Source organism: Spirochaetota bacterium, from assembly GCA_017999915.1.
In the GTDB taxonomy this organism is placed as follows: Bacteria; Spirochaetota; UBA4802; order UBA4802; family UBA5550; genus RBG-16-49-21.
On record JAGNKX010000001.1, the window covers coordinates 312,886 to 337,224 of the forward strand.

A 24,339-nucleotide genomic window follows, 5' to 3' on the forward strand; every position below is an offset into this window, starting at 1 on the left:
CATGAGTTGCTTGGTATATATGGTTTCATGGTAAGGATAACAACCGAGGTCGACCATGGATACAGGCAAGGGAAAGCTCTACATGAAGCTGGGCGGATTTAAAAAAATTTCCGGCCAGTCGCAGTCAAAGGCACGGACCATGAGCATCCTCTCGAAGATCGCCCTGCCGTTCATATCAGGAAGAGTGATCATTGCCTGCGTCCTGATACTGATCGCCGCCTTCTGGGCAAATGACAACATCCGGAAAAAGGGCGTCCCTCCGAAATGCTGGTTCAGCATGACCGGTGATACCGCCGTTACAAAAGGGGTCATAACAAATATTGAATTTATCGCACTGGGGCCAAAGAATAACAACGACTATAAAATACTATACGCCTACTCCGCAGGGGGTAAAACGTACAAGGGCGAATCTTACCAGACGGGACTGATCTATCGGAAAAACGAGGCCATAGACGTCACCTATTCGGTGAAGGATCCCTCCTGCTCCTGCGGCGTAGCCAAGTGCCCCATTGAAGACGCCATGTTCACGGTCATTTTCGGGGGTCTCTTTGCGCTGATTGCCCTTCTTCTCTTCCAGAGCGGCATCAGGAGGATGTTCAAAGCGATATGGATCATCGAGCACGGCTTGACCGCAACAGCCACAGTGAAACACGTTACCCGTTCCAGCAAGATAGTCTGGACCATGAAATACGCCCGGACCGTAACGAAGTGGATTGTCTCCTACGAGTTCAAGGACGCGTCGGGAAACAACGTCAAGGGCACGGTTATCGCCCCGACCGAGGATTGCGTGGGCAAAGGAGACAGCATCGCCGTGATCTATGATCCCGCCATGGCGGAAAACGCCATTGCCATAGACGCCCTCCCCTTTTTCGTGAAGACCAACCCGCCATGGCGGCAGTAAAAACCAATCCTCATGCGTCCATGGGCCCTTCACACGCTCATATCCAAAGGGCCCCATATTCATATTAATCCAATCGTGGTTCATCCGCCTCATCTGACATAATCAGTAATTCCCCCGGATTAATGAGTCCACATACAGCGGTAATGGGTCCAATCTTAGCGGATTGGTCGACCCGATGCGGTTTGTGAGATATATTTCTCCCAACACATAAGGGCATGATACCCATTATTGATCATGCATCCACTTTAAAAAATTTTAAGGGGAATCCAGGTATGAAAAAACATTGTTTTCTTATAGTCGCATTAATTTTTTTATCATTTGTACTATCCTGTAACGAAAAAAAATCGTCAAACAAAGACATGGCCCTGCTGGCCGCCCTGCTCGGTAGCTCAACTCCCTCAAGCACAACCGCCGAAGGAACGAGAACCGATACCTCCAATCCCGATGATGTGGTCAGTAATATCACCTTTGACTATAACATTACCATTGATCTTTCAGCAAAAACGGCGCAACTGGGATCTGACACGGCCCAGGACTTCACTTCCGTCGCAGTGACGCCCCTCACCGGTGTGACCATATCCACAGCAAGCGGCGTCACCATTACTTCCACCGTTACTGAAAAAATAAAATATGTCCTGACCGGCACATTAAGCGGAACCCTTATTGTCAATAGCAGCAGCGCATACCAGCTATACCTTAACGGGGCATCAATAACCGCCACCGCAGGCCCTGCTATTGACCTTGAATCGTCACAGAAAGTATACATCGTTACCGCATCAGGAACGTCGAACACACTGGCTGATACCAAGAGCCGCACCCTGACAATGAAAGGCGCTTTATTCGGAAACGGCCCCATGATCTTCAGTGGCGAGGGAACATTAAGCATTACCCATTATTACCGGCATGGTATACTAAGCAATGATTATATACGGCTGTGCAGCGGCACCATCAATGTTTCCACCGGTAATACCGATACAGCGCGGAACAGGATCCATACAGTTAACGCCTTCATCGCTGACGCCGGTTCACTGACCATTACCGCTAATGGTCAAAAAACAGACGACGAGAGCAAAGGCATCAAGGTCGAGGGCTCGGAAACCACCGGAACCGGTAAAGGTTACATCGTAATCAACGCCGGCACCATAACCATAACATCCTACGGCAAGGCAATCACTGCCGGCTGGGACATCGATGAAGACGCGACCACGACTGACACCTCCGACGATCCCAACCCCTATGTCGAAGTTAACGGGGGAACCATTACCCTCACCACAACGGGAGTGCCCTATGAGACATCGACCGCGAGCAACAGTCCCGAAGGGATCGAGGGAAAATCCAGCGTTACGATCAACGGCGGCACATTGACCATCAACACGACGGACGACTGCCTGAACGCCGGCGATTCCCTCGTCATCAACGGCGGCTATATCTACGCCAGGGGCTCCAACAATGACTCGATCGACTGCAACGGCAACCTGACACTGGCCGGCGGCGTTCTCGTGGCCATCGGCTCGGCCGCGCCGGAGGGCTCCTTCGACTACGACGATGATGATCCCTCGACATCGTACACGTTCAGGATCAGCGGCGGCACCTTCGTCGGCATCGGTGGAAACACCGCCCGGCCGAACTCCGTTTCACAGAACGTGGTGGTCCTCGGCAGCCTTACCAGCGGAACCACCATGGCGATCATGTCAGGCAGCACAACGGCTTTCGCATACACGATTCCGCAGTCCTACGCAACTATGATTCTTTCATCTCCCAAGATCGTAACCGGAACCAGTTACACGATCTATACGGGCGGAACCGCTTCAGGTGACGATCAATTCAACGGACTCTATCTTGGCACGTTGGGTTACAGCGGAGGAACGGCCGGCAGCACCTTTACGGCAACGTCGGGAATCACAAAGCTCGGGGGCGTTTATTTTTAACATACCAGGGATATGGTGATTAAAAAACGGGGGCCCTCATCGGAGCGCCCCTGTTCATTTAACCGCCGACAGGAAAAAGCTGTTGTAGGACCGGCTCTTAAGCTCCGTTTTACCGAACATGACGGTATCTTCGAAATACCCTCCGGCGTAGACCGTGCCGTTGGGGCTCACCGCGACAGAGTTGACATGGTCCCATTTTTTACCGCCGCCGCCGAAGGCCCACAGGGGTTTGCCGTTTTTATCAAACTTCGCCACCAGGGCATCATTTTTTCCGGGACTCCACCCGGCAATGGACGTTTTCCCGATGGACATCCTGTCAGAAAAGAACCCGCCGATGATGATGCTATCATCCTTATCGATGGCCAGTGAGCGGGGCTCATCGCCGCCGATATCGCCGTACGACACCGCCCACAGGCAATTGCCCGATGGATCGAACTTAGCGATAAAGATATCTTTCGGTATCAGGCTGTCGTCCTTTCTCGCCAGGGTGAATCTCTTACCGCCGACATCGGCAAAGGTTTTCGGATAGTTGCTCGGCCCCGGATACCCTACGCCGTCGATATATCCGGCGATGACGATGTTTCCAGCCGAATCGAATTTCATGTCAATGGGCTCTCCCCCGCTTCCTATTTTTTTGTACCAGAGGGGCTTTCCCCCGGGAGAGTACTTGACGAGGAACATCTCCTCGTCATTGAAGTCAGGGCCGTCGTGATGCTTTGTCACGGTGGTTTTATGGGTGAGGCCCCCGAAATCAGCCTCTTCAATTATGGATCCCGTGAAGTAGATCGCGCCCTCTTTGTTAACGGCTATGGCCCTCCCCTGGACTTTGGTGATAAACATGATGTCTCCGCCGTTGACGTGAATCACGTTCATGACCTCGCCGGCTCCGGTATATTTTACAATAAACCAGTTGAGGCCCTTCTTTTTCTTCAGGGAGACCGTCCCAAATTTTATGTATTCACCATCAAAGCCGCCCATCGCATACAGGTTACCTCCGGTATCGGCAATGAAGCCGTCCAGAGTGATATATCCGTCGTTTACCGTGGTTTTTATCCAGGTCCGTTCCCCCTCAAGAGAGTAGCGGGCGATGAACATGGAGCCTTTCCCCGCGCTGCTTACCGACCCGCCACCATCAAGCTCCATCGTTCCGGAAAATTGCCCTGCGACGAATACCGAATCCCCACCCTGTGCGACGTAACTGCCGCAGTCAGGCCCCTTTCCCCCTCCGGTTTTTATCCATTTGACCGACCTATCCGGGGCAAAGGCGAACAGGAAAAAGTCATGGTCGTTCATCCGGGTGCTTTTTGCCGTATAGGTGACATCGCCTACAGTCATGGTGCCGTTGAATCCGCCGGTTGCGTAAATTGTCCCGTCCGGACCGGCGGCTATCGACTGGATGGTGCCGCCCGATGAAGGAAAGTTGATTACCCATTTAAATGCGGGCAATACTGGTATGACACAAAGAAAACAGAGAAGCAGGACAATGTTCTTTTTCATGGCTCACTCCCCGGATAACAGGATAGGATTTGTTTATTTGATCTTAACAAACTCTCCGAACATCCATACTTCGCTGTTGAAGCCGACGCTGACAAGGTACCAGTAGTTGTTCCAGCTTTGCACTTTGTCCCTCTCCCTGGTACGGGCGATGACGACCACTTCGGTATTGGCCGGGACCGATTGAAACTCTCCTCCCGGTCCGTATATCTCTTTATAGTATTCAAGGGACTTTGCATTAACCGACGGCTTTTCCCGGATTTTGACGTTCGTCGTGGTCACCCCCTTGGCAAGCCCCATGGCCACCACCGGCACCCCCTTGTATACCTTGCTCGTCCCTGCCTTGACCTTTGATTGTTCCACGGGAAAGGGCATGGATGCATCGTTTGTCGTGACGGCGTTTTTGTTTTTTTTCGACGTGCAGGTGAAGTATTTATAGTAATACAGGTCATCGGGCATTGTCCTGATGGAACAGTACGCCTCGCCCATGGTTTCGCCGCAGTCGCCGGCGGTCCCTTCCTTGTGGGTAGAACAAAAATCAGGCTTTAATAGAACAGAGTCGCCCTTGATCGAATAGGTCCCCTTGTTATACCAGCTTACGCCTTCCGACCCGTACTCGTAGGTATAGGTCCCGTCAGGCGAAAACTTCAATTCGCTGCTGGATATGAGAGTGCCATATTGAAAGGCTTTTTTCGTCAGGAAACCCTGATCGATAGTGTTATCTCCGGCCATGGCAACAATCACTCTTAAGAGCGCTGGAATACAGACCGTTATGATGATCATTTTTTTCATAGGTACCGCCTGATTAATGATATGGTTAAACCTACACATAACAACCGATGATTTCAATAGATTTTTAAACGACAGTTATAAATTTTACTTCAATTGCTGATCGATTAGATAGAAAAATGTATTGATTTTACCCGGCCATTGGCGGAAATTTTTTTTATTTTAGTGCAAGGGGTGTACTCATGGACATACAAGGAGCGGTGGTACTCATCACCGGTGCATCAAGCGGCATTGGTAAAACAGCGGCCCTGGCCTTTGACCGTGCGGGCGCGAAGGTGGCCATGGCGGCGCGCCGGAAGGAAAGCCTCGAGGCGAACGCGGCCCTGATGAAAAACGCCCTGGTGCTTCCCACTGACATGGCAGATGAACAGCAGGCAATAGCCATGGTGGAAAAGACCGTCAAACACTTCGGCAGGATCGACGTCCTCATCAACAACGCCGCCGCCATCATCGTGTCCCGCGCCGACGAGGTGAAGTCCGATGACCTCCTCCGCTCCTTCAGGACGAACGTGGTCGGCCCCATCGCAGCCACGAACCGCGCCGTGCAGTACATGAGGAAACAGGGCTATGGCCATATCATCAACGTGGGGTCCCCGGGCTTCATGATAGGCGTTCCCCTGTACACGCCCTATGTCTGCTCCAAGGCTGCCCTGTGCGGGTGGACCCGCACCATACAGGCCGAGTGGGCCGGCACGGAAATCAGGGTCAGCGAATATTTCCCCGGCTATATCAAGACCAACTCGCCGGCTGAATCGGGCTACGGCCCCGTGGAGCAGGACACCATCATCGATCCGGACCAGAACTTCATCACGAGGTTCTTCACCAGGCCGAAAACCCCCGACGACGTGGCACTTCAGCTCATCGGCCTGGTGCGGAAGCCTAAGACCCTGGTCTACTCCAGCGTCCTCACCAGCTTCGGCTCCTGGGTGGCCAACATCCCCGGTAAGCGCCTCTCCATCGCGCGTAACATGGCCCAGGCCGCGCGGAAGAGGCTCGGCCTGAGAACGTTCCGGGATTAGGCGCGGTCAGTAGGTGAGCACGTTGACGCTGGAGAGGACCTCCTCGGTCACGCGGGCGGCGCCGACCACAATGGCTCCTTCAATAAAATCCTTCTCCGTGAGCTTTCTCTTTTCCACGCAGGGACTGCACAGAAGGATTTGATACCCGGCGCCAGTATAGTTCTCGATGAGCTGCTTCAGGGATACGCCCTCTTTAAAATGGACCTTTTCGGCGAAGCCCTTGACCGCCAGCATGACCGCATTGCTCTGCAGCACGATGACCGGCGTCACATCCATGGCCATGGCGCCGTTGGCGAGTATGAATGGTATCGTGGCCTTCTCCGGATTGTCCTCTCCATAGGTGACGATGTAGGTGATTTTCTTTTCTGCACTCATGATTATTCCTTGTATTATCGAATTTTAGTATTTAATTAAATAATACATAATAATCGTGAATTAGTCAATGAAAAATTAGCAGTTTGCTAAAAAACAGCACACTGCTAAGCGATACAAGGGTGTATCGCCATTTTTCGAGGCTTTAGTCGAGAAAAATGTGAGGTTTTGAGAATTCACTTCTCAAAACCGACCCTGAAAAACTCCACGGAGGGAGTTTTTCAGGAAACTGTTAGATATTATCGAGGAGTGACGCTATTACCCCTTCAAGGCCGGTTATCTCATCCACCATGAGTATTCTATTCATGATATTCCGAACCTTTTCTTCATCCATAGCGAGAATTGATGCTATCTCTTTGACATCTATCTCTGCAGGTTCACCTACAGCCTTCCGCTGCATTGATAAAGCTAGAACCAGCATACTGCATATCCTATAAAGCTTTTCCTCCTTTTTCTTCAAGTTCCCGTCGGCGTCCGCCATGCTTTTCAGCAGTGTCTGCTCCGACGCGTGGAGGCGGTTGGCGAAAATCTTTATAAGGCGCTGGGTAAAGGCCGGGTTGTTTTCGATCAGCACGTCCAGGTTGTCCGCCTCCGCCACGGCCAGGAGGCATTCCGTGCGGCATACGGCCGTGGCGAGGCGCGGCTGGTTCCCCACGATGGCCATTTCCCCGAAGATATCGCCCTCCGACAGCGTCACCATCCGCACCTTCTCCCCGGTTTCGAGGGTCTTGATAATGTCCACCTTACCTTTACGGATGAGGTAAAACACCTTACCTTCCTCGCCCTGCTCAAACAGCACGTGACCCTTGCTGAATCTCCACTCCTTCTGCATGACCGACACGGGCCTGACAAAGAGCTGGCGAATGCTTTTAAAGCCTGGGAGGCGCAGGATAAAAAAGATCCCCCTGGTGACGCGGTAGAGATAGTATTGCACCAGGAAGAAGCGGTATCCCAGGGGCCGCGCGGTCAATCTTACCAGCGTTTCGGAAAGATGCTTCTCGTCGTCGCGGGTGTCCCAGATGGCGATTCCCTCCACCGGCGGTGAACTAAAGGATGAGCAGGTAAAGGTAAGGGTGCACCGCGTTCCCACGGCGAGGGGGTCGACGGTTTTGAGGAAACAGTTGCACCCGGTCACATGGTATGTTATGGTCTTGATGATCTCCTTTCCAACGGCCAGGTCGACGTCAATGATGATGGGTATCTTTATGAGGCTGTTCTGAAAATATTTCGGGTTGACCACGCCGACGGTGAGGAGGTTCAGGGAATACAGGGCCGGCAGCACCGTGAAGAGGGCGATGGTTTCCTCCGGCGCCAGCCGGTGTCGCAGCAGCTCCATCAGCGTGCGCCATTCAAGGAGGCAGACCGCGGCAGCGGCGGCCATGGCAATGATGACCACGCCGCGCAACTGTCCCAGGTTGAGCTGAAAGAAAGGAACATATTCGCGGTTCTTCGATCCCATGGAGCGGAGTATCCACCGTTCAAACCGCGGCTCCCGCTGCACCGTCTCCCATTCCTCGATGGATATCCGGTGCTTCCTCAACCCGTCCAGGAGGGGCAGGGTCTGCGATTTTGCCAGGATGTATTCAACTCCCATGATGAGCATGACCAGGAGAGGGGCTATCAGGTAAATGCCGGCACCGCCCTTCAAGAGCATGGCGTCGAACATCCCATGGAACAGGAACGGCACCATGAACGCACCGGCTGCGTGGCGGAGCCTGTTGCCCCATGAGCCGCTGAAGCGCATGAGGGCCAGACCGTATCCCATGATGCCGCAGGTGAGGACATGGAGAGGCACCGAGCTGAAGAGCCGCACCACGACCACCGGCTCCCTGATGGCGAGGGCGTACACGATATTTTCCACCGTGGCGAAGCCGAGACCCAGGAGCATGGCTGAGATCACCATGTTCAGGACCATAAGCATCGGCGGCGTCCGGTACGTAAGGACCAGTATGAAGACAAACGCCCCGGCCTTCTCCGCAAGGGCCGCGCTGAGAAAGCCGCTGGCAAGCTCACTTTCGAAGGAGAGGTATTTTACTATATAGGGGCTCGCAAGCACCATGAGGAGTGCGAGGATGGCCCCGTACAGGAAATACTCCAGATGGAAAAGGACGCTGGGCTTGACCAGGAAATACCGGTAATAGAATACATAGATGACCGGGATGGGGAGGATGGCCAGGAGGAGAAGGATTATCGTCATGGATGACACGGCCGCACCGTTAGTATCATAACATTCCTATACCGCCAATGATTCAACTTCACCAACATCATTTTATCAAGCATTTTTTATGAACTGATAGAAAGCAAAGAATGGCAGCGGTATGTTTTTAGGGGGGACATGGAGCCATCCTGGCAGTAAAAAACGACCAGGATATAGGATGATGTAGCCGATTCCACAGTGGATCGACAGGCCTGTAGTGAGCGGATTCGAAGTGCCCATCAACTTCTAACCTTAATGTGTCCATAACGCCTCGGTTGCCGAGCGGAGCGGTACAGTGAGCCTGTAGAACTGCCGAGGCATGAGGCGGACGAGCGGGATGGCCATGCCTTACAATATACGACTGCTACTGTAAGGAATGAAGGATACACATTGAAACCGCCCTCAACGTATCCTCTAACCGACGAAGGGCGTAGAGATTACCCATGGTTTGATCACAAATCAAATATTTGGCTGATCATCCAAAAATTAATTATTTCCGCATAATTAATTTCCTTTACAAATAACAACACGCTGAAAAAATCAGAATAGCCGTACCGGTGGGGCATGCGGGAAAAATGGGACACCCTCATACCCCACCGATAGGCTGTCAGAATAATTATTTGTGGAGGACAGGTACATGAAAGAAGTAGTAATCGTCAGCGGGTCACGGACCGCCATCGCCAAATTCGGCGGGGCCTTGAAATCTATCCCCGTGGTGGATCTCGGTGCGCTGGTAATAAAAGAAGTTCTGAAAAAAGCGGGACTTCGTCCTGTTGTAAGCGATTTGATGAAGGAAGTTGCTCCGGACAAGCTCAAGGACCAGGGCGTGATCGACCTGGAGAAAAAAGCGGGCGCCTGGGACAGCTCCCTTGCGCCGATAGCGATCGATGAAGTCATCATGGGCAACGTGCTCCAGGCGGCCCAGGGACAGAACACCGGCCGTCAGGCCATGATACGGGCCGGCATACCAAAGGAGACGCCCGGCTTCACCATCAACAAGATCTGCGGATCCGGCCTCAAGGCGATCGCCGAAGGCGCCCAGGCCATCATGTCGGGTCAGGCGGACGTGATCATCGCCGGCGGCCAGGAGAACATGAGCCTCGCCCCCATGGCGCTGAAGGACGCGCGCTGGGGATACCGCATGGCTATATCCGGCGTCGGAGAAGTGCATGACCTGATGGTCTTCGACGGACTTTATGAAATCTTCTACGGTTACCACATGGGTCTCACCGCTGAAAACATCGCCAAGCTCTACGGCATCAGCCGCAAGGAGCAGGACGAGCTGGGCGTCCTCTCCCATTCCCGGGCCCGCAAGGCCATGAAGGAAGGCCTTTTCAAGGATGAGATCGTCCCCGTCGTCATGAAAGGAAAAAAGGGCGACGAAATTTTCGCCGAAGACGAGCGTCCCATGGACACCACCTATGAAAAGATGGCCGAGATGAAACCGGCCTTTGTCAAGGACGGCACCGTCACCGCGGGCAACGCCTCGGGCATCAACGACGCCGCGGCCGCGGTCCTCATGATGAGCGCTGACAAAGCGAAAGAATTGGGACTGAAGCCGATCGTCAGGATCAAGGGGTTCGCCGGCGGCGGCCTTGACCCGGCATACATGGGCCTTGGCCCAGTTCCGGCGGTCAGGAAGGTCCTGAAGCAGACCAAGATGACCATCAAGGACCTGGACATGATCGAGCTTAACGAGGCCTTCGCCTCCCAGGCCATCGGCTGCTTCCGTGAGCTCGGCCTTGATAGCGACAAGCCGAACCAGCTGGGAAGCGGCATATCCCTGGGCCACCCCATCGGATGCACCGGCGCCCGGATGATGGTGACGGCCATGCATCACATGAAGCGCAACAGCCTGGGCACCTGCCTCCTTACCATGTGTATCGGCGGTGGCATGGGATTCGCGATGATAGTTGAAAAAGTATAACATCATCATTCATAATAGATGCAAAAGGGCCATCCTGTTGGATGGTCCTTTTTTATTTGTTGACAAAATATATTTTTTATTGCAAAGTGAGCCATCACTCATTCCAGGAGAATCATATGAAAAAAATGATGTTTGCTCTTATCATGGTTGCATGCTGCTTCATGCTTACAGTAGCGCTTCTGGCCGCTTATACTGCCGATTCATCCCTCGGCACATGGCTGGTGCCGAAAGGCGACGCCAAGGTGACCATTTACAAGTGCGGCGATAAATTCTGCGGCAAGGTAAGCTGGCTCAAAACGCCTGAGGATCTCGATGTCAAGAATCCCGACCCGGCCAAGCGGAAAAACAAGATCCTCGGCATGAACATGCTATGGGGATTCACTTTCAAGGACAACGAATGGGTCGGGGGCCAGATCTACGATCCCGATTCAGGCGACACCTACAAATGCAAGATGTGGCTTAAGAGCGACGACAAGCTCAATGTCAGGGGCTATGTGGGCATTCCCGCCTTCGGCCGATCAGAAGTTTGGACAAAAGTCAAATAGAGTTGACATCCTGTCAGTTTTTTCTGATCATACCTCAACGACTACTAATCAAACTGGAGGAATATCTATGAAGAAAGTCTTAGCAGGTCTTATGGCAGTATTGTGCGCCGTAGTGTTTATCGCCGCCCAGGCGAAGGCAGAAGAAAAATTGGACGGTACATGGAAAACCGTCGCCGATGAGGGCCCCGATAAAGGTAAGGCCAAATCGCATCTACAAATATATGATAAGAACGGCGTTTATTTCGCTAAGGTCATCAAGCTCCTCCTCAATAAATCCCAGGACACGCTCTGCGACAAATGCAAAGGCGACCTGTTCAACAAGCCGGTGGTGGGCATGAATATTTTTTCCAACATGAAAAAAACCGGTAAAGTCGACAAGGATTTCGGCGATGAATACGCCGGCGGACAGATCATGGACCCCGACAACGGAAAATTCTACACCTGCAAAATCTGGATCAAGGGCGACACCCTTGTTGTGCGCGGATACCTGGGCCCCTTCTATAGAACGCAGAGATGGTACAGGGTCAAGTAACGAAACGGATCGGGCATATCGTAATCAAAAAGAGCATCCTTTCGGATGCTCTTTTTATTTGGATGACACCAACCCGTTCAAAGGCTGTTAAAATTTCATTCCTACGCCGATGCCGCCGGGAACAATGGTTAGAAAAACCTCGTTCTCATAGGGATTATAGGCGCCCCCTTTAGCCCTTCCCTTATACTTCTCTTCATAATTTCTAAGGTTCCGGACATTCTTCCTGGGCTGGGAGAAGATATTGACCAGGGATACGGCCTCGCTTTCCGCAAAGACAATCAGTCCATCGATCCAGGGGCGTTTGAACGCAAGCACCGTTGTCAGGCCGGCGCCCATGTTGACCACCAGGTTCAGGACATGGGGCATCCATCCCCACCCATCCGCCTCCACTTCCGCGCACTGCCGCAGAATATCCTCGGCCTGCAGGAGCTTCGCCTGGCGCTCCGCCGGCGTGTTTGCCGACATATGCCGCAGCCTGTCCGGCAAATAGGCCGATTTGAACGGCGTGATCAGAAGACCGCCCACGCCAAGGGCCGTGGTGCAGCCGCCGATCAGCATGTCTTCCGCGAAAGCGCGGTTCCTGATCTTCCTCGGGTAGGCCCTGTAATCATGCTTCCAGTCGTTCCAGTGGTGGCCCGCCAAGGTCCCCTGGACAATGGTGGCCGAGCCATAGATCGCCATCCAGCTGTACCACCAGCCCTGTGCGTGGGGCTGGGCCGTATACAGCGCATTTTCGATATACGAAAGCCGCTCCGTAACCTGGGCGTCATTGAGCTTCTCCGGCACCGGCTGCTCCTTCTTCTGGGCATACAGGGAACCCGCCGAAGTAAAGAGAACGATCAACAGCACGGCAGAGCCTAGAAAACAATTATTCTTCATAGTTCCTCCATGTAGATTAGTAGTTACTGCAATGGCGACAGGGCGCCCCGAATGAACCTCATGACTCCCTTCACGACCCTCTCATCGTTGTCAAGGGCGTCATTGCCCGCGAATATTTTCATCCGCTCCATGAAGTATTTCGACGTATATGAATACTGGAGCACCAGGAGCAGATTGTCCAGGCAGAAAGCCGCCATCCATTCGTTGACGTCGTCTCCCACGATCCCTTCCTTTTTCCCGTCAGCTATGATGTGGCGGTAATACCGGGCCGTGATCTCTTCCATTTTTTTTGACAGCCGCGCCGACATATGGGAAAGGCTCTGGGAGGTGAGATCGTGGTAGATCTGTGTGAGCTCCGGGTATTTCCGCGAATACTCCTGGGTGGCCCTCACGAGCTTTTCAATCTTTTCAAAAAGGGTTCCCGTGGAGAGGTCGATGGATGATATCAGTTTCTCGAGAATAGTGAGCCCTTCATCCGCGATGGCCATATACAGATCGTCTTTTGACGCAAAATAATTATACAGGGACCCTATGCTGATCCCGGCTTTTTTGGCTATGTCATTGATGTTGGCGGCCACCAGGCCTTTACCGGCGAACTCGCTTATGGCGACAGAGATGATTCTCTGTCGCTTTTCCTCGGAAATTTTTTCAAAGGTTTCCTTATAGAATTTAGTCATAATAGTAAAATGTATTATTTTTACTGGTTGATTAAAATGAGTGAATATTCAGTCAGTTAAAAAGTCAATCATTTATTAGAATTGATCCAATATTATAATGCTCTGTATTGAACGATGCTTCAATAACAAATGTCATCAAAAATTTCAATTAATTACTCACTCTGTCATCGCGAGCAAAGCGAAGCGATCTTGTGTATGATTGATTTTAGGATATTCATGAAAACGTTTTTTTATGAAATCATTCTATATCAAATTCAAGATTGCTTCGTCGCGTCGATCCTCGCAATGACAAATTGGATCATTATTCACATTTTTGAGATATCTTCGTAACCAATCATCATACCGGAACGTCACTACAATAAAGGCCATCGAGGTGCAGATGAAAACAGGGAAACAGATTATTACGCTCTTGATTATCATTGGAGGAATAATGGCCACGGCGCCGGCCTGCGGCGAAACCTTTACCGGGAAGGTAGCTGTCAAGGGCAATGAACCCTTCACGTACCTGGCTCTCGTGACAGGCGGAGGGGACTTTAAGATCACCGGCCCTTTGCAGAAGAAAATCCGTGACGGCTTTCAGGGAAGAGTGATCACGGTCAAAGGGACCATTACAGGCAAGAGGAAGGGCTTTATGGCCCTGCCGGAGCTGAACGTGTCCGAAATCGTGAACATTGAAAAATGATCGCGGATCGCCCCATCACCTGTTCAGATCGTGGACGATCTTGATGCCCTTCATGAGGAGAAGGGAATCCACGGTGTTTTCGTGGGCCAGATGTTCCGCCACGGTTGCCGCAAACCCACCGGTCAGAATAACCTTGAAGGCGCGGTTGTAATCCTTTTCTATCCGGGCGATGATCCCTTCGGCGAGAGAGAGCCATCCGTAAAAGAAGCCTGATTTCAGGGCGTTGACCGTATCCCGCGCCGCCACGCGGTTCGGCTTCTCAAAGGGCACCTCCGGGAGCTGCGAGGCCCTCAGGGAAAGGGACTTGATGGCGGTATCGATGCCGGGCGCTATAATCCCTCCGTCGAAGATATTCCCCTCAAGGAGAACGCAGAACGTCACGGCGGTTCCGATATCAACGACGATGGCGCCGCCGCCGTATTCGCTGAACACGGCGGCTGCATTGACGATACGGTCCACGCCGAGCTGCCGCGGGTCATCGTAGCGGATCGTAAAATTCAGTTTGCTCTCGCAGGTGATCTCATGGGCCGGGAGGCGCAGGCCGGTCTTCGCCATGTCATGGTATGCTCTATTAATTTCCGGCACCACGCTGGAAAAGGCGCACCCCTCGATCATGTATGTCTCAATTCCCGCGCCCAGGCGCCTGAGTCCGTCCCGGACCTGGTCGAACAATTCCGAAGAGCCGGTGTTCTTGACAGTCGGAAAACGGAAGGTATAATCAGGGATTACCGAGTCTTCCCGGTAGAGTGCGGCCGTGGTGCTGGTATTGCCTATGTCAAACCCTATTATCATGCAAGAGATCCACGCTACCGAAGCCGCTCGAGGGCGCCCTGGCGCTTTACGGCCCGGGGCAGATAAATCAGCCCCACCCTGTTCTTCGGGTCTATGAGGAGGAGGCGATTCATCACGTTGATGCATCCCCGGTAATCGCCCTTTTCGTACAGCTCGATGCCCTGTTTTTCAAGAACGGCCGCATCGTTGGACAGGTATTTTCGTATTTTTTCCTGCTCCTTCTGCGCCTCGGGAAGATATTTTCCCGCGCCGTCCAGGAGCGGCAGGGCGTCGTAGAAGCGCTTTTCGTTGACCTTCTTCATGGCGCCTTCATAATCGACTTCAGCCTTGTTTATCCCCGCCAGCTGTTCCCGGGCCTCGTTGTTCGTCCGGTCAAGCTTGAGGACGGTGGCGTAGTTCTTCTTTGCTTCCTTGATATCGCCTTTCCGCAACGCATTGCCGGCCAGGGTCAGGTACCAGTCTATCCTGACGGCGGGATCGCCGGCGGGCACCCCGGTAACGGCCTCTTCTTCGGTATTGAAGTTGTAGGATATTCCCCCGGCGAAATTCAAGCCGTGGAGGGGTTTCCCGGAAAGATACTGCAGGGTGTACTCCGCTCCGGCGCGGAGCCTGAAGCCCTGCCTTATCGGAAAGAAGAATCCCGCTTTGGCCAGCAGTCCCGGCTTCAGGGACTTAACATTCTGGTTGGACCTGCTCGCGTAGAGATGCACGTAGGACCCCATGGCCGAGGCCCCTATATAGACCTGGAAGTGCGGGACGATGGGGTAATAGAAGAGCAGTCCCGCTGCCGCCGAGGCCGTTTCCAGATATGAAGGCTTGTTTCCCCTGCCGAGCTGTGTCGATATCAATGCCGCATAGGTGTACCTGTTCGTTTTCATGGGATAGCGGGAATAGAAGGCGTCTATCTCCCCCATCAGGTATTTGACCTGGGCCTGGTTCCCGAAGGACAGGGTCCCCCCGACAGAATAGGATCCCCTGAACCGGCCACGGTACGGTCCCTCGATCATCGAGTATCCGGCCTTGGCCCCGATGATGATATCACCGGCGGCCCTCTTGTTAGTCTCAGCGGAAACGGCCGCGCCCAGGGCGGCGATACAGAACAGCGCCATTATTCCACTCAGAACGATGATCCGGTTTGTTACCATCTCAGCTTATCCGGTCTTTGTTGATCACTTCTCATTGAGCTCACGGGACAGCACGTATTCAAGGAGTTTTTCATCAGGCACGCCCTCCAGCCGCCTGCCGTTGATAAAAAGGGTGGGCACGGCCCGCACATTCAGCCTGGCTCCCAGCTCCATATCATCGCGAATTGATAGCCGCGCCTTTTCCGCCAGGGCCTCCTGTAAAAAACTGTTATACTCTTCAACTGACCTGTTCTTGAGAAAATAATCCTTGAATCCGACCATGACGTCGCCGGATCGTAGTTTCGGCAGGTTTTCCCTGTAATGGGAGTAATGATGCTCAAGGCAATCCCTGAACAGCCCCCGCTGCGCGGCCAGGCTGAACGCCTGGGCGGCTATGCAGGAATTGGCATAGGTCGTTTTGGGTATATGGTCGTTACAGACCCTGTCAAGGGGAAAGCTGTAGTAGTCAACGCGGATCTGTCCCTTGAAGCGCGACAGGAGGAGGCCCTCGACTTCATGGAACTTCATGCAGGCCCCGCAGAGAAAATCGGTGAACAGAACGACCCTGATCCGTGCGGAGGGATTTCCCACCGACATGGCGCTGTCGGGAAGGGAGAGCTCTTCCTGCGCGGTGGAAAAGTAGCGCTCTTCAAACAGTTTCATTTCAACAGCCGACGGCTCCGACGCCCCCCCCTTTATTTCAAAATACGCCGACAGCGAAAAAACGAAGAGGACCATGAAGAGGGTAATGAAGAAGATGCCCAGTGCCGCGGGGCGGTTTCGATGGCCCCGGGCCAGGGAAAGGAGCCCCCGGTATATGGACCGCAGGCCTGCCCCCCGGTCCCTGATCGCCAGATACCAGATGAAAAGAGATATGCATATCAGAATGTTGACTATATAGGTGACTATGCAGAGGGTGCACGATATTTTCAGGTACACCAGAATGGAGCCGAGGATGATATCAACAATGACCGACGCCCCTCCCACCGGAACCTGCAGACCGAAACAGGGACTATACCATGAATCGCCGGCCGCCAGGGCCAGTGACCCGGTAATAATGAAAATGCAATATCCGATTAAAGCGTATCCCGCCAGGGGAAGGCCGAAGAGAACGCCATGGCCGGACCTGGCGAGGATTGCGCAGGGATTATCCAGCCCGCTCCCGCACACCGCAGCGGAAAAATCCGAGTGCGGAAAATAGTGCTGATACATCAGCATGATGGAAACGGCGGCCCCGATGGCCGACAGGCACAGTATGGAGAGGATATATTTCTTCATCAGATTATTATCTTACTACGGTCAATCACGGAGTCAATAAGATTTTTTGACATAGAACAAAGGTGATAGTGCCGATCTGAACTATTGGACCAACGTTCACAACAAAACACCACTGCCATTAGCAAGATCATAAAGAAAACAAAACTATAAATTTTTAAGGCAGGTTTGTCAGAAACTAAAAACGCAAGATTGTTATTCTACCAGCACACACACAGGACATGACGGGATACATTGCAATTCTCGCTTTTATCGTCTATCCATGTGCCGTCTGTTTTATTGGTCGTGCCTGATTCTCCGTCAGACCCATTGGTCCCATCAGTCCATGATGAACAGGTATTGCAGGCGGTGCAGGCATCATTTTTAAGATAATTCCCATTTTCATCAGAACCGGACCACCATTTATTACTAGCCACTGACGCACTTTCAAGATCAACCAGAATCGAGCCGTCCAGCAGATCATACCAATCGCTTGCAACCGTTATACCAGTCGGCCCTACGATTTTTCTATTGGTAGGAACACTATACTGACCCGGCATTATCGCAATATAGTCCGTTGTCGATATGCTGATAAAGGCCCGCACGTTCAGGCAGGGAAGTGTCGGATAGGACGTCTGCTTTGTATCGATACAATAACTGTCAATATCCGCCCGCGCTGAAGCCGTGGTCGGAGTTGTAAGATTTCCGGTATGAGTATCGGTGGCGAACATGTATATGGCATCGGTCACTGTAGTGACCGAAACGGTCATGTACGCCGCGGTATTGCCGTCGCCGTCGCGCACCACCGCGTTGAAATAATAGGTGGTTCCCGCGGTCAGCCCGCTCGCGACAGCGGTTACGATGTCCTGGGTCCAACCGGTCACCACCATGCCATTGGCTTCCGCAAGGGCCGGCGTGGAGATGTTATTGCTGGAAGAGCGATAGAGGCGGTACCATAGCTCGCCCTGGGGAGTCTCCGTGTCTTCTGCGCGGGTCCAGTTGAGCTGTACGGATGTGGTTGATACTACTCCATTGGTCATGATGCCGCCGTTTCCCGGGATAGGACGTCCATCCGCCTGGATAACCGGAATGACCGGCAGCGTTTCAAACTTCATTACGTTATCGAAATTATCGCTGAAACAGGATTGCAGCATAATCGCCAGAAGGATAAAGGCACAAGCCAGCGGAGCTGATCTCAATGATGGTGTAATTCGAAATTTTCTCATCAACATATACCCACAATGATACAAAAAACAGTCGGTGGATATCGATGGGCTTAAAAGCAGGATACTTGAATGCGCATAAGCTTGTTTAAGCAAGCTTATGTAAACCAGAGGATATCCATATGAAAATATAAAATTATTGGGCACAGTTCAAATTAATTGCATAATTTCTAAAAAAAAATTAAAATTATACCTTTTTTGTAAGGGAATACTCTTAAGTGACTGTAGGAAAATTACTTTTTCATGAAATGTTTCGTTGCTGGATGGGATCTCACAGGGTGAACATATGTTTATTTTAAAAAAATCGAACGCGCCCGAAGGGACGTGGTGACCCAACGCCGCAACCGACAGGAAAATCATAATTTCGATCAGGGGAACATCAAATTTTTTTGATATTCCCTCACGATTTTATGCGAAAATCACCCAGCCGTTTTATGAGGCCATCCCTTTCAATCCTGTTCAGAAGGGGAAGTATGTATTTGCGCGAAAGGCCCACTACGTCCTTGGCTTCAGGAACGGTGATCTTGTCCTTTGTTTTAAAAAGCGACATGATCGCGTTTTTCATTTTTTCATACACATCCTTGTGATACAGGATATTCCCGTCGAGGCTTACCAGGGAACCGAGCTTGATGAGCTCCCGCGCGTCCCTTTTCATCGATTCATCTTTTAACCGGTCAAGCTCCATGCCCTCGCCGCCGCTTGCAAGCACCGATTCAAGCAGCTTCATCTTGGCCTTCGACAGGATAACGCCGGTGCCGGGGAAAAAGCGTCCCTCTTTCTCCGCAACCTGTCCCCTGGAAACAAGTCCGGCTATGATCAGCCTGCAGATATCCGGATCGGTATCGGACGTGTCCGACAGCTCTTTCTGGTTAAGGCCCACATGGCTTTTCACCGCTTCGCTGACGCGCTTCAGCGCGTCGTCATGGGCCCCGGCTGTCAGGAGGTACGGGCCAAGCTTTTTCAAAACGCCCCGCTCCAGCAGGGAGGAGCAGGCCCTGTCTATTTCCTTCTTATTTTGGGACAAGGTTCCATCCAGGTCTTCCTGCGTTGCATGGCCGCGGACGGCGACAAAGAAGGAGATATATTCCTCCAGGGTATGGGACGCGATGAGGCCCAGGTTTTCCTGAACCCGGTCCCGGTGCCGGCGCGGTTCATACCCGGGAAAGAGGACCCTGCCGCCCCCGATGATCCGGAATCCTCCAGGGCTGGTGAGAATCAACGGCTGGCCCGGGTAAGCGTACCATGGCTCGTCGAACTTGATGCGGCCGGGAAAGTCCAGCGCCGTTGTGGTGTCGCCGGAGAACAGGATGATCTTTGCCCTGACCGCCGCCGTGCCTATGAGCACCTCGATGCCGGTGTTGTTTTTTAGGACCTTCTTGCTACTCAGAAGCCGTATCTGCGCAACGATCTCGCCGGACTCCGTGAAGAATCCCGCGCGGTAGAGTATCTGCCCCCTTTTCAGGGAATCGGCGGGAATCCCCGAAAGGTTCAGCGCCGTCCGCTGCGAGGGGCTTCCCTCTGCGATTGTACTGTGATGACTTTCGATCCTCTTAATGCGCGCTTCCATGGCGCCGGGCTGGATATGGACCAGGTCGTCGCTGTGAAGCATGCCGTTTCTCAGGGTCCCGGTCACGACGGTGCCGTAGCCCTTTGACGCGAATACCCGGTCTATGTACATGAAGGGCTTGTCGGCGTTGCGGGCCCGCGAAAGTTTCTTCAGATTGTCCGTGATGGCTTTCTTAAGCGTATTGATTCCCGCGCCGGTCTTCGAGGACACCCTGGCGATGTCAGCGTCCCGGTAGGGCGTGCCGTCAATCTTCCCCCGCACCTCCTCCTCGACCAGGTCTATCATCCCCTCTTCGACGCAGTCGATCTTGTTCAGCACTACGATGATCCGCTCGATGCCGAGGAGCTGGAGAACGCGGAAATGGTCTTCGGTCTGGGGCATCCATCCGTCATCCACGGCCACGACGAGAAGGCCCAGGTCGATGCCCCAGGCGCCGGCCACCATGTTCCGGATGAACCGCTCATGGCCGGGCACGTCGATGAAGCTCACGGCGCCGTAGCCGGGCAGGTCCGTGGATGCGAAGCCGATATCGATGGTCATCTCCCGGGCCTTTTCCTCGGGGAGGCGGTCGCAGTCTTCGCCGGTCAGGGCCAGGATAAGAGAGGTCTTCCCATGGTCGATATGGCCGGAGGTGCCCACGACGAACATTATTGCTTTCCTTTGTTGAGGGCTAAAAGTCTTCCCACCGCTGCGGCCGCGGCAGGGACATCATCGTCAAGGATTGTCATGAAATCCAGGGTAAAGCGGCCGTCTATGATGACACCGATGAGAGGGACTTCGGAATCGGCAAGGAAGGCGTAGATCTCATCAGCGCCGAGGCCGGGGATGTCCACCTGTATCCCCATGCTGTCCCTCTGGAAGCTGGGCATGGCTCCGCCTCCGATGGTGCTCTTCGTTCCGATACGTTTCAGGAACTCCTTTTTTTCCGGACCGGCAATGAGCCTGAGGAAACGGCTGATGCGCCCGCCGATCGACGCGCTGTCCTGGACCATGATACGCCAGAGAGACAGAGTATCGTGCTCTCCGTTGACATGCCTGATGAGGGTCTCCTGGAGGATATAATAGGTGATCTTGTCAACGCGGAGCATGCGCATGAGGGGGTTCCTGCGCAGGCGCCCCACCAGGTCCTTCCTTCCCACGATAATACCCGCCTGGCACCCGCCCAGGAGCTTGTCGCCGCTGAAGCAGACCAGGTCGGGGCCCTGGTCGATCTCCGACCGCACCGTCGCCTCGAAGGGCCGGGGAAGCCGTTGGTCCGTGGTAATGTTTCCGCTCCCCAGGTCGCGCACGAAGATGATTCCTTCTTTCTTGAGCTCACCCATGTCCCTGAGAGAGGGGCTTTCCGTGAAGCCCTGGATCGTGAAATTGGACCGGTGGCACGAGAAGATCATGGCCGTGTTTTCGGTAATGGCCCCGCGGTAATCTTCAACCGTGGTGATGTTCGTGGTCCCGGTCTCGACAAGGAGGGCGCCGCTCTGCTTCATGATGTCGGGCAAGCGGAAGCCCCCGCCGATCTGCACGAGCTCGCCCCGGGAGACCACGACCTCCCTTCCGCGGGCGAATTCGCTCAGTATGAGAAACACGCTGGAGGCGTTGTTGTTGACGATGAGGGCGTCCTCGGCGCCGGCCAGCCCGGCGATCAGCTCCTCGGCAAAGCCGCCACGCTTTCCCCGCCGCCGCTCCGCCAGGTCATATTCCAGGTTGCAGTAGCCGGAACAATCCGCCGCGATCTTCTGCAGTATGTCGGCGCCAATGGGAGATCGGCCCAGGTTTGTATGGATAATCACGCCGGTGCCGTTGATGACGCGCTGAAGCTTACGCCTTTTTTTTGACTGGCACCGCGACACCACGGCCGGGACTATGGATTCCAGCGAAACCGCACCTCCCCTTCCAGCCTCTTTTCTGATGTCGGAAATGACCTCGCGGACCGCCTCGATCACCGCTGACCGGCCTATCTCGGAGAAAAATCGGCTCAATTCCTCAGCCTGGAGGATTTTCTCCACCTGGGGGATATTCCTGAATATCTGGTTTATATCTTCCCTATCCATAGTTATTCGCTGTCATTCGACCAGCCTGATCGTCACATCCGGTTAAGCCGCTGTTTAAAAAATGCGGAAGGGGCAGGAATCGAACCTGCCGCCGTGATAAATCACAGCCTACGGTTTTGAAGACCGCGGGGACCACCGGATCCCATCCTCTTCCATAGTGGTGCCGATGGGGCTGTCTCAGAAGACCCCCCTAACCCCCCAGAGAGGGGGTTATTGACCTGGTTATGATCATGTAAGTCCCCCTCCGGGCGCCGCACTGAGCCTGTCGAAGTGGGATTCAGGGGGCTTCTAATTCAACCTCACCATTTATTGATTACATTTCACAGAATATCCATGTCAATAAATTAATTTGAAAGGCATATTTTTGCAACCGTAAAGACAGCTGGCCTGTCTTTACTTTTCGAATAGACGCAAAAAATGCCCTATGAAGATATAACGTCAGGGAGATTAATATGCTGGAATCATTACTGGGGATACTTGTTGTATTGAGTGCACTGTACGGCATAAAAATACTCAAATCGCTCTAAACCCCGTCAATACGCAGTACCGCGTGTTTATCACGCAACAAACACACACATAATATCACCCTTATTATGGGAGAAGGATATGGAAAGGAAGATACTATTGGTCTACCCGGAGATACCTGCGACTTACTGGAGTTTTAAGTACGCGTTGCCCTTCATACGATACAAAACCCTCATGCCACCCCTGGGGCTCATAACCATTGCGGCGCTCCTGCCCGAAGACTATACGGTGCGTCTCATTGACATGAACTTCCAGAAGCTCACCGCCGGGGATATAGCCTCTGCAGACATGGTCTTTGTCTCCGCCATGATCGTCCAGAAGGAATCCTTTCACAGGGTGGTAGCCCTGTGCAATGAATACGGTACGCCCGTTGTGGCCGGGGGCCCCTATCCGACATCGAGCTACCGGCATATCAAGGGAGTGAGCCATTTTGTCCTGAATGAAGGAGAAATAACGCTGCCCCGTTTTATCGACGACCTGGAGCGCGGACAGGCGCGGCATATCTACCAGGACGACGCCAAGCCGGATATAACCACGACGCCGCCTCCCCGCTTTGACCTGCTGGACATAGGCGCCTATGAATCAATGGCTCTCCAGTCCTCGCGGGGATGCCCCTTCAACTGCGAATTCTGCGATATCATAGAGATGTTCGGCCGGGTCCCGCGGTACAAGACGCCGGATCAGTTCATCAATGAAATGAATGTCCTGTATAAAACAGGCTACCGCGGGTCCCTCTTCATCGTCGATGACAATTTTATCGGTAATAAAAAGAAGGCCCGTGAACTGCTGGAGCATATTGCAGCCTGGCAGAAAGAGCGTAACTACCCGTACAGCCTCTTCACGGAGGCGAGCATAAACCTTGCCCAGGATGACGGTCTCATCGACCTGATGGTCGACGCGGGACTCGACACGGTATTCATCGGCATTGAGACGCCCATTGCCGAAACCCTGTCCCTCACGCAGAAGCAGCAGAACACCAGGGCCGACATACTGGAAAGCGTCAGGACGATCCAGGCCAAGGGTATAGAAGTAATGGGAGGGTTCATCGTCGGCTTTGACAGCGACCCGGAGAATATCTTTGATCTCCAGATCGAATTCATCCAGAAGGCCGCCATACCCCTGGCGATGATCGGGACCATGGTCGCTCTTCCCAACACGCAGCTCTACCGCCGCCTCGAGCGGGAGGGCCGCATCGTCGGAGAGACCGACGGCAACAATACCCATTCCATGGAAATAAATTTTATTCCCCGGATGCCCCGCGAGACCCTTATAGAAGGATACAAGCGGGTCATCGCCGCAATCTACGAGCCGCGTAATTACTTCGAACGATGCAAGTCCCTTATTAAAAGATTACCCTCCCATGCCAACACCCATGGAGTCATAAGCAAAAAACATATCAAAGCCCTTTTCATGTCGCTATGGCGTCAGACCTTTTCCCGCTATGGCCGCGCCTACCTGGGACTGCTGGCGTCAGCCGTCATACACAATCCCCGGCAATTCCCGATGGCGGTCAGTCTTGCCGTGAAGGGATACCATTTTTTCAAGATGACCGACGACATCATGAAAGCCGAACAGATTGCCGCATACATGAAAACGTCCCTTGAACGCCTTGAAGAGGAATTTGAACTGAAATACAATGATCCTGAGCGGACCCGTCCGGTAGCGGCCGGGCATATCACACGGCGTGCCATCAGGCAGATGCGTCGGATATACCGCGCATTGAACCCGGAGCTCAAGGTATACCTGAAAGACACCTATCATGAATTCAAGATGAAATGCGAAACCACAGCCTATTACTGGTCACAGAAAGCCATGATGGATGATGAATCGTTGATGCATACGAACTGATACAGCATTGCAACTG

Annotated in this window: 20 protein-coding genes and 1 tRNA gene; 8 read left to right on the forward strand and 13 right to left on the reverse strand. The window is 53.1% G+C overall.

The genetic code is table 11. From position 1 onward, the window contains the following. The first annotated feature begins 55 nt into the window (after positions 1-55). The gene (locus KA369_01280) at positions 56-901 is read left to right on the forward strand and encodes a hypothetical protein (GenBank protein ID MBP7734581.1); all 846 of its coding nucleotides are present in this window, start codon (positions 56-58) and stop codon (positions 899-901) included. Between the two features lie 359 nt (positions 902-1,260). Beyond that, entirely contained in the window at positions 1,261-2,829 is a 1,569-nt protein-coding gene (locus tag KA369_01285; GenBank protein ID MBP7734582.1) for a carbohydrate-binding domain-containing protein, read from the forward strand. Between the two features lie 54 nt (positions 2,830-2,883). Here the strand turns inward: KA369_01285 and KA369_01290 are convergent, their stop codons facing one another. Then, positions 2,884-4,326, reverse strand: coding sequence for a hypothetical protein (locus KA369_01290; GenBank protein MBP7734583.1), 1,443 nt, complete (start codon positions 4,324-4,326; stop codon positions 2,884-2,886). Between the two features lie 33 nt (positions 4,327-4,359). Then, positions 4,360-5,115 (reverse strand): hypothetical protein, encoded by a 756-nt coding sequence (locus KA369_01295; protein MBP7734584.1) that lies wholly within the window; start codon positions 5,113-5,115, stop codon positions 4,360-4,362. A gap of 179 nt (positions 5,116-5,294) precedes the next feature. On the opposite strand from KA369_01295, the gene KA369_01300 reads away from it, so the two are divergent. Then, a complete protein-coding gene (locus KA369_01300) occupies positions 5,295-6,131 on the forward strand; it encodes an SDR family NAD(P)-dependent oxidoreductase (protein ID MBP7734585.1) in 837 nt (278 codons plus the stop codon). Positions 6,132-6,137: 6 nt separating this feature from the next. On the opposite strand, the gene KA369_01305 is transcribed toward KA369_01300, so the two are convergent. Together KA369_01305 and KA369_01310 are read right to left on the reverse strand one after the other, a co-directional pair. After that, positions 6,138-6,506 carry a DsrE family protein gene (locus KA369_01305; protein ID MBP7734586.1) on the reverse strand — a complete coding sequence of 123 codons (369 nt, stop codon included), beginning with the start codon at positions 6,504-6,506 and terminating at the stop codon, positions 6,138-6,140. Positions 6,507-6,735: 229 nt separating this feature from the next. Further along, complete coding sequence (locus KA369_01310; protein MBP7734587.1) at positions 6,736-8,700, reverse strand: cyclic nucleotide-binding domain-containing protein; 1,965 nt, start codon at positions 8,698-8,700, stop codon at positions 6,736-6,738. Positions 8,701-9,337: 637 nt separating this feature from the next. Between KA369_01310 and KA369_01315 the strand changes: the two genes are divergently transcribed. The 3 genes from KA369_01315 to KA369_01325 all read left to right on the forward strand — a co-directional run bounded on the left by KA369_01315 (position 9,338) and on the right by KA369_01325 (position 11,704). Further along, on the forward strand, positions 9,338-10,627 hold the full coding sequence (locus tag KA369_01315) for an acetyl-CoA C-acetyltransferase (GenBank protein MBP7734588.1): 1,290 nt from the start codon (positions 9,338-9,340) through the stop codon (positions 10,625-10,627). Between the two features lie 116 nt (positions 10,628-10,743). Next, positions 10,744-11,172 (forward strand): DUF2147 domain-containing protein, encoded by a 429-nt coding sequence (locus KA369_01320; GenBank protein MBP7734589.1) that lies wholly within the window; start codon positions 10,744-10,746, stop codon positions 11,170-11,172. A 67-nt stretch (positions 11,173-11,239) separates the two neighbouring features. Further along, the gene (locus tag KA369_01325; GenBank protein MBP7734590.1) at positions 11,240-11,704 is read left to right on the forward strand and encodes a DUF2147 domain-containing protein; all 465 of its coding nucleotides are present in this window, start codon (positions 11,240-11,242) and stop codon (positions 11,702-11,704) included. Positions 11,705-11,791: 87 nt separating this feature from the next. Here the strand turns inward: KA369_01325 and KA369_01330 are convergent, their stop codons facing one another. Both KA369_01330 and KA369_01335 read right to left on the reverse strand, forming a co-directional pair. Continuing rightward, on the reverse strand, positions 11,792-12,583 hold the full coding sequence (locus KA369_01330; protein MBP7734591.1) for a hypothetical protein: 792 nt from the start codon (positions 12,581-12,583) through the stop codon (positions 11,792-11,794). 23 nt (positions 12,584-12,606) lie between these two features. Beyond that, positions 12,607-13,260 (reverse strand): TetR/AcrR family transcriptional regulator, encoded by a 654-nt coding sequence (locus tag KA369_01335; protein ID MBP7734592.1) that lies wholly within the window; start codon positions 13,258-13,260, stop codon positions 12,607-12,609. A 379-nt stretch (positions 13,261-13,639) separates the two neighbouring features. On the opposite strand from KA369_01335, the gene KA369_01340 reads away from it, so the two are divergent. Continuing rightward, complete coding sequence (locus tag KA369_01340; protein MBP7734593.1) at positions 13,640-13,942, forward strand: hypothetical protein; 303 nt, start codon at positions 13,640-13,642, stop codon at positions 13,940-13,942. Between the two features lie 15 nt (positions 13,943-13,957). Here the strand turns inward: KA369_01340 and KA369_01345 are convergent, their stop codons facing one another. The 7 genes from KA369_01345 to KA369_01375 form a co-directional block, all read right to left on the reverse strand. Continuing rightward, the gene (locus tag KA369_01345; GenBank protein MBP7734594.1) at positions 13,958-14,734 is read right to left on the reverse strand and encodes a type III pantothenate kinase; all 777 of its coding nucleotides are present in this window, start codon (positions 14,732-14,734) and stop codon (positions 13,958-13,960) included. 14 nt (positions 14,735-14,748) lie between these two features. After that, positions 14,749-15,879, reverse strand: coding sequence for a hypothetical protein (locus tag KA369_01350; GenBank protein ID MBP7734595.1), 1,131 nt, complete (start codon positions 15,877-15,879; stop codon positions 14,749-14,751). Positions 15,880-15,903: 24 nt separating this feature from the next. After that, positions 15,904-17,136, reverse strand: coding sequence for a thioredoxin domain-containing protein (locus tag KA369_01355; GenBank protein MBP7734596.1), 1,233 nt, complete (start codon positions 17,134-17,136; stop codon positions 15,904-15,906). Between the two features lie 197 nt (positions 17,137-17,333). Further along, a complete protein-coding gene (locus tag KA369_01360; protein ID MBP7734597.1) occupies positions 17,334-18,266 on the reverse strand; it encodes a fibronectin type III domain-containing protein in 933 nt (310 codons plus the stop codon). Between the two features lie 469 nt (positions 18,267-18,735). Then, positions 18,736-20,550, reverse strand: coding sequence for a selenocysteine-specific translation elongation factor (gene selB, locus KA369_01365; GenBank protein MBP7734598.1), 1,815 nt, complete (start codon positions 20,548-20,550; stop codon positions 18,736-18,738). Continuing rightward, entirely contained in the window at positions 20,550-21,950 is a 1,401-nt protein-coding gene (locus tag KA369_01370) for an L-seryl-tRNA(Sec) selenium transferase (GenBank protein MBP7734599.1), read from the reverse strand. The genes selB and KA369_01370 overlap by 1 nt, the downstream gene beginning before the upstream one ends. Before the next feature lie 62 nt (positions 21,951-22,012). Further along, positions 22,013-22,104, reverse strand: a tRNA-Sec gene (locus tag KA369_01375). 452 nt (positions 22,105-22,556) lie between these two features. On the opposite strand from KA369_01375, the gene KA369_01380 reads away from it, so the two are divergent. Next, positions 22,557-24,323 carry a B12-binding domain-containing radical SAM protein gene (locus KA369_01380; protein MBP7734600.1) on the forward strand — a complete coding sequence of 589 codons (1,767 nt, stop codon included), beginning with the start codon at positions 22,557-22,559 and terminating at the stop codon, positions 24,321-24,323. Positions 24,324-24,339: the final 16 nt, after the last annotated feature.

Bases quoted from the DNA above. Each gene is read 5' to 3' on its own strand.
- KA369_01280 (MBP7734581.1), top strand. From the start codon at position 56: ATGGATACAGGCAAGGGAAAGCTCTACATGAAGCTGGGCGGATTTAAA.
- KA369_01285 (MBP7734582.1), top strand. From the start codon at position 1,261: ATGGCCCTGCTGGCCGCCCTGCTCGGTAGCTCAACTCCCTCAAGCACA.
- KA369_01290 (MBP7734583.1), bottom strand. From the start codon at position 4,326: ATGAAAAAGAACATTGTCCTGCTTCTCTGTTTTCTTTGTGTCATACCA.
- KA369_01295 (MBP7734584.1), bottom strand. From the start codon at position 5,115: ATGAAAAAAATGATCATCATAACGGTCTGTATTCCAGCGCTCTTAAGA.
- KA369_01300 (MBP7734585.1), top strand. From the start codon at position 5,295: ATGGACATACAAGGAGCGGTGGTACTCATCACCGGTGCATCAAGCGGC.
- KA369_01305 (MBP7734586.1), bottom strand. From the start codon at position 6,506: ATGAGTGCAGAAAAGAAAATCACCTACATCGTCACCTATGGAGAGGAC.
- KA369_01310 (MBP7734587.1), bottom strand. From the start codon at position 8,700: ATGACGATAATCCTTCTCCTCCTGGCCATCCTCCCCATCCCGGTCATC.
- KA369_01315 (MBP7734588.1), top strand. From the start codon at position 9,338: ATGAAAGAAGTAGTAATCGTCAGCGGGTCACGGACCGCCATCGCCAAA.
- KA369_01320 (MBP7734589.1), top strand. From the start codon at position 10,744: ATGAAAAAAATGATGTTTGCTCTTATCATGGTTGCATGCTGCTTCATG.
- KA369_01325 (MBP7734590.1), top strand. From the start codon at position 11,240: ATGAAGAAAGTCTTAGCAGGTCTTATGGCAGTATTGTGCGCCGTAGTG.
- KA369_01330 (MBP7734591.1), bottom strand. From the start codon at position 12,583: ATGAAGAATAATTGTTTTCTAGGCTCTGCCGTGCTGTTGATCGTTCTC.
- KA369_01335 (MBP7734592.1), bottom strand. From the start codon at position 13,260: ATGACTAAATTCTATAAGGAAACCTTTGAAAAAATTTCCGAGGAAAAG.
- KA369_01340 (MBP7734593.1), top strand. From the start codon at position 13,640: ATGAAAACAGGGAAACAGATTATTACGCTCTTGATTATCATTGGAGGA.
- KA369_01345 (MBP7734594.1), bottom strand. From the start codon at position 14,734: ATGATAATAGGGTTTGACATAGGCAATACCAGCACCACGGCCGCACTC.
- KA369_01350 (MBP7734595.1), bottom strand. From the start codon at position 15,879: ATGGTAACAAACCGGATCATCGTTCTGAGTGGAATAATGGCGCTGTTC.
- KA369_01355 (MBP7734596.1), bottom strand. From the start codon at position 17,136: ATGAAGAAATATATCCTCTCCATACTGTGCCTGTCGGCCATCGGGGCC.
- KA369_01360 (MBP7734597.1), bottom strand. From the start codon at position 18,266: ATGCTGCAATCCTGTTTCAGCGATAATTTCGATAACGTAATGAAGTTT.
- selB (MBP7734598.1), bottom strand. From the start codon at position 20,550: ATGTTCGTCGTGGGCACCTCCGGCCATATCGACCATGGGAAGACCTCT.
- KA369_01370 (MBP7734599.1), bottom strand. From the start codon at position 21,950: ATGGATAGGGAAGATATAAACCAGATATTCAGGAATATCCCCCAGGTG.
- KA369_01380 (MBP7734600.1), top strand. From the start codon at position 22,557: ATGGAAAGGAAGATACTATTGGTCTACCCGGAGATACCTGCGACTTAC.